This is a genomic window from Devosia sp. (genome assembly GCF_041917035.1).
Classification (GTDB): domain Bacteria; phylum Pseudomonadota; class Alphaproteobacteria; order Rhizobiales; family Devosiaceae; genus Devosia_A.
On record NZ_JAYRYM010000190.1, the window covers coordinates 1 to 7,168 of the forward strand.

Genomic DNA, 7,168 nt, shown 5'->3' on the forward strand with positions numbered 1-7,168 from the left:
GGCGGCGTCGGCGTCGGCCTCACCGGCATGCTGCTGCTGGTCATCGTCACGGTGTTCCTCGCCGGCCTGATGGTGGGGCGCACGCCGGAGTACCTGGGCAAGAAGATCGAAGCCCGCGAGATCAAGCTGGCGGCGCTGACGCTGCTGATCATGCCGATCGGCGTGCTCGCCTTCGCGGCGCTGGCCATCGTCACCGGCAATGCCCAGTCCGCCGTGCAGGATGCCGGGCCGCACGGGCTCACCGAACTGCTCTACGCCTACAGTTCTGCCACCGGCAACAACGGCTCGGCCTTCGCCGGCTTCACCGCCAACGTCGACTGGCACAACGCCTGGCTGGGCATCGCCATGCTGTTCGGCCGCTTCGGCTACATCATCCCGATCCTCGCCATCGCCGGCTCGCTCGGCATGAAGAAGACGGCTCCGGCCTCGTCCGGGACCTTTCCCACCCACGGGCCGGTCTTCGTCACCCTATTGGTCGCGACGATCCTGATCGTCGGGGCGCTGACCTTCCTTCCCGTCCTTGCTCTGGGGCCGATCGCCGAACAGGTGTCGATCGCTGCCGGGCAGAGCTTCTGAGGCAAACGAAATGTCAAAGCATCCTTCACCGGAAATCCGGCTGCTCGACGGAGGCATCCTGTCCCGCGCGGCGGCACAGGCGGTGCTCAAGCTCAATCCGCGCGGGTTGATGCGCAACCCGGTGATCTTCGTCACCGCGCTGACCTCGCTGCTCGTCACGGTCCTCGTCATCCGCGATGTCGTCGTGGGCTCGGAGAACATCGGCGTCGGTGTCCAGGTGGCCGCCTGGCTGTGGTTCACCGTCCTGTTCGCCAATTTCGCCGAGGCCATCGCCGAGGGGCGGGGCAAGGCCCGCGCCGACGCCTTCCGCGCGACGCGATCCACGACGCGCACCAAGGTCCTGATGGACGCGGCGAGACGCGACATCGTGGTCCCCCGGGACGCCTCGGCCCTGGTCGAGGGCGACATCATCCTCGTCGAGGCCGGCGAGATCGTCCCCACCGACGGCGAGGTCATCGAGGGCGTCGCCTCGGTCGACGAGAGCGCCATCACCGGCGAGAGCGCCCCGGTGATCCGCGAATCGGGCGGCGACCGTTCCTCCGTGACCGGGGGCACGCGGCTGGTCTCCGACTGGCTGGTGGTCAAGGTCACCGCCGCTCCGGGAAACACCTTTCTCGACAGGATGATCGCCCTCGTGGAGGGCGCGAAGCGCCAGAAGACCCCGAACGAGATCGCCCTCGATATCCTGCTCGCCGCCCTGACCCTGGTGTTCCTGTTCGTCGTCGTGACCCTGCCGGCGTTTGCCCACTGGAGCGGCACCGAGATCCCGGTGATCTACCTCGCGGCGCTGTTCGTCACGCTGATCCCGACGACCATCGGGGGGCTGCTGTCGGCCATCGGGATTGCGGGCATGGATCGGCTGGTCAAGGCCAATGTCATCGCCAAATCCGGCCGCGCCGTGGAGGCGGCGGGCGATATCGACGTGCTGCTGCTCGACAAGACCGGCACCATCACCTTTGGCAACCGCATGGCCGACGCCTTCGAGCCGGTACCCGGAATCGGGGCGCAGCAACTGGCCGAGGCCGCCTACCTCGCCTCGCTGTCGGACGATACGCCCGAGGGCAAATCGATCGTCGAGCTGGCGACGCGCAAGTTTGCGCTGAACGCGGACGCCGCCAAGGGCGCACACTTCGTGCCCTTCACCGCGCAGACCCGGATGTCGGGCGTCGACCTGGCCGACGGCACGGCGATCCGCAAGGGCGCCTCCGATGCCATGCTGAGGTACCTGGGAGCAGCACAGGACCCTGGCCTCGACAAGATCGTCCGGCGCATCGCCTCCTCCGGCGGCACGCCGCTGGTGGTCGCCGAGGACACCCGCATCCTCGGCGTCGTCCACCTCAAGGACGTGGTGAAACCGGGCATCCGGGATCGCTTCGCCGAGATGCGCAGGATGGGCATCCGGACCGTGATGATCACCGGCGACAACCCGCTCACGGCCGCCGCCATCGCCGCCGAGGCCGGGGTCGACGACTTTCTCGCGGAGGCCACCCCGGAGCGGAAGCTCGAGCTGATCCGTTCCGAGCAGGCCGACGGACGGCTGGTCGCCATGTGCGGCGACGGTTCGAACGACGCCCCGGCCCTGGCGCAGGCCGATGTCGGGGTCGCGATGAACTCCGGCACGCCGGCCGCCAAGGAGGCCGGCAACCTGGTGGACCTCGACAGCGACCCCACCAAGCTCATCGAGATCGTCCTGGTGGGCAAGCAATTGCTGATCTCTCGCGGGGCCCTGACGACCTTCTCGATCGCCAACGACGTCGCCAAGTACTTCGCCATCCTCCCCGCCCTGTTCGTCACGGCCTATCCGGGCCTCGCGGTCCTCGACGTGATGCGCCTCGGCACCCCGACCTCGGCGATCCTGTCGGCCCTGATCTTCAACGCCCTGGTGATCGTGGCGCTGATCCCGGTGGCCCTGAGGGGCGTCAGGTACGTACCATCGTCGGCTTCGGCGCTCCTGTCCCGCAATCTCACCATTTACGGGTTGGGCGGCCTCATCACCCCGTTCATCGGCATCAAGCTGATCGACCTGCTCGTCGATCTGCTGCATCTGGCCTGAGGAGGCAGACATGTTGACCCAGCTTCGCCCGGCGATCGTCCTCGTCGCCGTCTTCACCCTGCTCACCGGCGTCGCCTATCCGCTCGCCATGACCGGTATCGCGCAGGGTCTGTTCCCCGTTCAGGCGGGCGGCTCGCTGATCGAACGAGACGGCACGATCATCGGCTCCGGCCTGATCGGGCAGGCGTTCACCAGTGCGCACTATTTCCACGGGCGACCGTCGGCCGTGGGCAATGACGCGTCGACCTCGTCCGGCTCGAACTACGGTCCCGGCTCGACCGCCCTGCTCGAACAGGTCACGGAGCGCGCCGCCGCCTATGGCGGCCGGGATGTTCCGGCCGACCTCCTCACCGCCTCGGGCTCGGGCCTCGACCCGGACCTCTCGCCGGCGGGCGCCATGGCCCAGGTTGCTCGGGTTGCCGCAGCCAGGGCACTGCCGGAGGCAGAGGTCCGGGCGCTGGTCGCCGCCCATACACTCGGCCGCGACTTGGGTATATTGGGAGAGCCCCGCGTCAACGTCCTGGCGCTCAACCTGGCGCTCGATGCCCTGAAACCCTGATGGCTGAAGCCGCCCGCCCATCGCCCGAGGCCTTTCTCGCCACCGCCCAGCGCGAAGGCCGGGGCACGCTGAAGATCTTCCTCGGCGCATCGCCGGGCGTCGGCAAGACCTTTGCCATGCTGGAGGCGGCGCGGATCAAGGCACGCGAGGGCGTCGACGTCGTCGTCGGACTGGTCGAGACGCATGGCCGGGGGGAAACCGAAGCGCTCCTCGGCGGTCTCGAGGTCCTGCCCCGAAAGGCCATGGACTATCGCGGCCAGCAACTCGACGAACTCGACCTCGACGCCCTGCTGGCGCGCAGGCCCCAACTCGCGCTCATCGACGAGCTGGCCCACACCAACGTGCCCGGCTCGCGCCACCCCAAGCGCTGGCAGGACGTGGTCGAAGTGCTCGATGCCGGCATAGACGTGCTGACGGCGCTCAACATCCAGCACATCGAGAGCCTCAACGACGTGATCGCCCGGATCACCGGTGTCCGGGTGCAGGAGACCGTTCCGGACGAGGTCTTCAGGCAGGCCGACGAGATCGAGGTCATCGACCTGCCGCCCGAGGAACTCATCACCCGGCTGCATCAGGGCAAGGTGTACCGGGCGGGGACCATCGGCCGGGCGCTCGACAACTTCTTCACCAAGCCCAACCTCACCGCACTCCGCGAACTGGCGCTGCGGACGGCGGCCAGCCGGGTGGACGATGAGATGCTGCGGCTCATGCGGGCCAACGCGCTCGCCGGACCCTGGCCGACGCAGGAACGCATCCTCGTCTGCATCAACGAGTCCCCCCTCGCCAAGACGCTGGTCCGGGCCGGCAAGCGGATGGCGGACCGGGCCGGGATCCCGTGGATCGCCGCGACGGTCGCGACGACCAGGCACGAGGCCCTGCCCGACGCCGCGCGCCGACTGACGACCGAAGCGCTGCAACTGGCCGAGACGCTTGGCGCGGAGGTCGTGACACTGCACGCCGACCGCGACGCCGCGGCAGAACTTCTCGGCTTCGCCCGAACGCGCAACGCCTCTCGACTGGTGGTCGGGCGCCCCCGCCGCAGAGGCCTGTTCGGATACTTCCGCGAACCCGTCGCAGACCGCCTGCTGGACGCCGCGACGGACTTCGAGGTGACGATCGTCGCCGGCGAGGTGCGACATCCCGCCCCCATGCCCAAGGTCAGTCCCGAGGCCATCGGGGTCACCTGGCAATCCCTCGCGGCCGGCGTCGCCGGCGCTGCCATCGCCAGCTCGATCGCGCTGCCGATCGACATCTTCGGGCTGGTGTCGCCACCCTCGCTGGTGGTGATCTACCTCGTGGCCGTGCTCTTCGTAGGCACCCGCTACGGGCTCGTCCCGGCCATCGCGACGAGCGTCATCTGCTTTCTGGCGCACAACTTCCTCTATACCTCGCCCCGCTACAGCTTCACCATCCAGAGTGCCGAGGACGTGGTCGGCATCATACTGTTCCTGATCGGAGCGCTGTTCACCGGCAGCCTCGCCGGGCGCCTGCGGGCCCAGGTCGCAACGATGCGGGCCAACCAGAAGCGGACGGCCATGCTCTACGACTTTGCCAAGAAGGTCGCCACGAAGTCCGACCTGGACGACGTGCTCTATGCCGGCGCCTATCATGTGGCTGCGACGCTGGGATGCCAGTCGCTGATCCTCATGCCGGGCAAGTCCGGGCAACTCGAACAGGTGCAGGGCTATCCGACGATCGAGGAGGAACTCGATCCGCGCGCCCTGGCGGCAGCGCGGTGGGCCTTCGAGAAGAACGAAGCGGCCGGCGCAGGAACCGCGACGCTGCCGACATCGCCCTGGATGTTCGTGCCGCTCGCCGGCGCGGCACTGATCGGTGTCGTCGGCCTGCAGTTCGCCGATGCCCGCCGCGGCAACGACCCCGAGGTCCGGCGGCTCATCCAGGCGGTGGAGGATCAGGTGGCTGTCGCGATCGAGCGCACCCGCATGGCCGCTGCCATCGAGGACATGCGCATCGAGACGGAGGGAGAGAGGCTGCGCACCGCCCTGCTCAACTCGCTGAGCCACGACCTGCGGACCCCGCTCGTGTCGGTGATCGGCGCCCTTTCGGGCCTCAACGACGACTCCGTCTCGCCCGCAGGTCGGCGGGCATTGGTGGAAACGGGCCTCGACGAGGCCAAGCGCCTCGACCGCTACGTGCAGAACCTGCTCAACATGACCCGGCTCGAGTACGGGGCGCTGAAGCCCCGGCGAACCACGGTTGACCTGCGCGAGGTGGTGGGGGCGGTCCGCATGGACCTGGCCCGTGTCCTGCACGGTCACGTCGTGCAGCTCGAGCTGCCGCGCGAGTTGCCGAGCATCGACGCCGACCCCGTCCTCATCGGCCAGGCCGTGGCCAACGTGCTGGAGAATGCCGCCAAGTACTCCCCGGCCGGCTCGAAAGTCACCATCACGGCCAGCAGCGGCCCGGAAACCGTCACCCTTGCGGTCAGCGACGAGGGACCGGGGATTCCCGAGGCCGAACGGGAAAAGGTGTTCGACCTCTTCTACAGGGTTGAGGAGGGCGACCGGCGGCCGACCGGCACCGGACTTGGCCTCGCCATCGTGCGGGGCTTCGTCGAGGCCCACGGCGGGCGCGTTCGCGCCGTGGCCGGGCCGGACGGGCGAGGCACGACGATCGAGATCGAACTGCCGATGGCACAAGGAGCGACCCATGGCTGAGGCCCGCATCCTGGTCATCGAGGACGAAGCCCCGATCCGCCGGTTCCTCAGGATCGCGGTGGAGAGCGCGGGGTTCGGATTCAGCGAGGCCGGGCGGGGCCGGCAGGGGATCGAGATGGCCGCGACCGGGGCGCCGGACCTCGTGCTGCTGGACCTCGGGCTGCCCGACATGGACGGCAGGCAGGTGATCACCTCCATCCGCGAGTGGAGCCAGGTGCCGATCCTCGTCCTCTCCGTGCGCGACGCCGAGACCGAAAAGATCGCCGCGCTCGACGCCGGAGCGGACGACTACGTGACGAAGCCCTTCGCCACGGGTGAGTTGCTGGCCCGCATCCGGGCGCTGCTCCGCAGCCGCAAGGCGCCGGAGACCGAAAAGACCAACATCGTTGCCGGCGACCTCAGCATCGACCTTGCGGCTCACCTGGTTCGCGTGGCCGGGGCCGAGGTGAAGCTGACCCGCAAGGAGTTCGATGTCCTTGCACTGCTGGCCCGCTACGCCGGTCGCCTGGTGACCCACAGGCAACTCCTCGCCGCCGTCTGGGGCCCGGCGCACGAGGACGACGCCCACTACCTCCGCATCGCCATCGGCCATATCCGCGACAAGCTCGGCGACGACGCCGGGAACCCACGGTACATCCTGACCGAGCCCGGCGTGGGCTATCGGCTCATCGGCGGCGCCGGGTGAGCCTTGCCTGGCGAGCGGGCAAGGCGCCGCACACCCGCGCCTTGATTTCCGCTGCCGGATGGACCTCTATCGGCATCGTGTGCCGTAGGCCGAAGCGAGGCAGTGATGACCGATGCGGAAATCCTCGAATGGCTCGTTTCCGGCGACCCGTCGGTGGCGTTCCAGGCCCGTCGCGATCTCGAGGGCGTGGTCGACCTGGCCCTGCAGAAGCGCATCGCCACGGAGGGCTGGGGCGCGGGGTTCCTTGCGGCCGCGCATCGCGACGGCAGTTGGGGGCGCGCCTACTACAGCCCCAAGTGGATTTCGACGCACTACACCCTGCTCGACCTCAGGATCATCGGCCTTCCCCGTGACAACCCGCTGGCGCGGCGGGCCGTCGACAAGGCGCTTGCCGAGAACCACTCGACCGGCGGCAGCCTGATCGACGACGTCTGCATCAATGGCATGGCGCTGAATTTCTGCGCCTGGTTCGGCGCCAGCGAGGACCAGTTGCGGCGCCTGATCGACTACATCCTGGAGCGCCGGCTGGCCGATGGCGGCTTCAACTGCGACATCAAGCGCGGACCGGTGCATCATGCCTCGATGCACACCACGATCTGCGTGCTCGAGGGCTTTGC

At 68.7% G+C, this 7,168-nt stretch carries 5 protein-coding genes and 1 pseudogene; all 6 read left to right on the forward strand.

The features are described 5' to 3' along the window. A partial coding sequence (locus ACE3TU_RS16505; protein ID WP_374626138.1) for a potassium-transporting ATPase subunit KdpA occupies positions 1-576 on the forward strand: 576 nt, incomplete at its 5' end. Positions 577-586: 10 nt separating this feature from the next. Next, entirely contained in the window at positions 587-2,629 is a 2,043-nt protein-coding gene (gene kdpB / locus ACE3TU_RS16510) for a potassium-transporting ATPase subunit KdpB (RefSeq protein WP_374626140.1), read from the forward strand. A 10-nt stretch (positions 2,630-2,639) separates the two neighbouring features. Beyond that, a complete protein-coding gene (gene kdpC / locus ACE3TU_RS16515) occupies positions 2,640-3,188 on the forward strand; it encodes a potassium-transporting ATPase subunit KdpC (RefSeq protein WP_374626142.1) in 549 nt (182 codons plus the stop codon). Then, complete coding sequence (locus tag ACE3TU_RS16520; protein WP_374626144.1) at positions 3,188-5,866, forward strand: ATP-binding protein; 2,679 nt, start codon at positions 3,188-3,190, stop codon at positions 5,864-5,866. Before kdpC ends, ACE3TU_RS16520 begins: the two co-directional genes overlap by 1 nt. Then, on the forward strand, positions 5,859-6,551 hold the full coding sequence (locus ACE3TU_RS16525; RefSeq protein WP_374626146.1) for a response regulator: 693 nt from the start codon (positions 5,859-5,861) through the stop codon (positions 6,549-6,551). Before ACE3TU_RS16520 ends, ACE3TU_RS16525 begins: the two co-directional genes overlap by 8 nt. Positions 6,552-6,656: 105 nt before the next feature. Further along, positions 6,657-7,168 (forward strand): annotated as a pseudogene (locus tag ACE3TU_RS16530) (hypothetical protein); the annotation flags it as partial.

Excerpts from the sequence above, each read along its gene's own strand:
- kdpB (WP_374626140.1), top strand. The coding sequence starts at position 587 with ATGTCAAAGCATCCTTCACCGGAAATCCGGCTGCTCGACGGAGGCATC.
- kdpC (WP_374626142.1), top strand. The coding sequence starts at position 2,640 with ATGTTGACCCAGCTTCGCCCGGCGATCGTCCTCGTCGCCGTCTTCACC.
- ACE3TU_RS16520 (WP_374626144.1), top strand. The coding sequence starts at position 3,188 with ATGGCTGAAGCCGCCCGCCCATCGCCCGAGGCCTTTCTCGCCACCGCC.
- ACE3TU_RS16525 (WP_374626146.1), top strand. The coding sequence starts at position 5,859 with ATGGCTGAGGCCCGCATCCTGGTCATCGAGGACGAAGCCCCGATCCGC.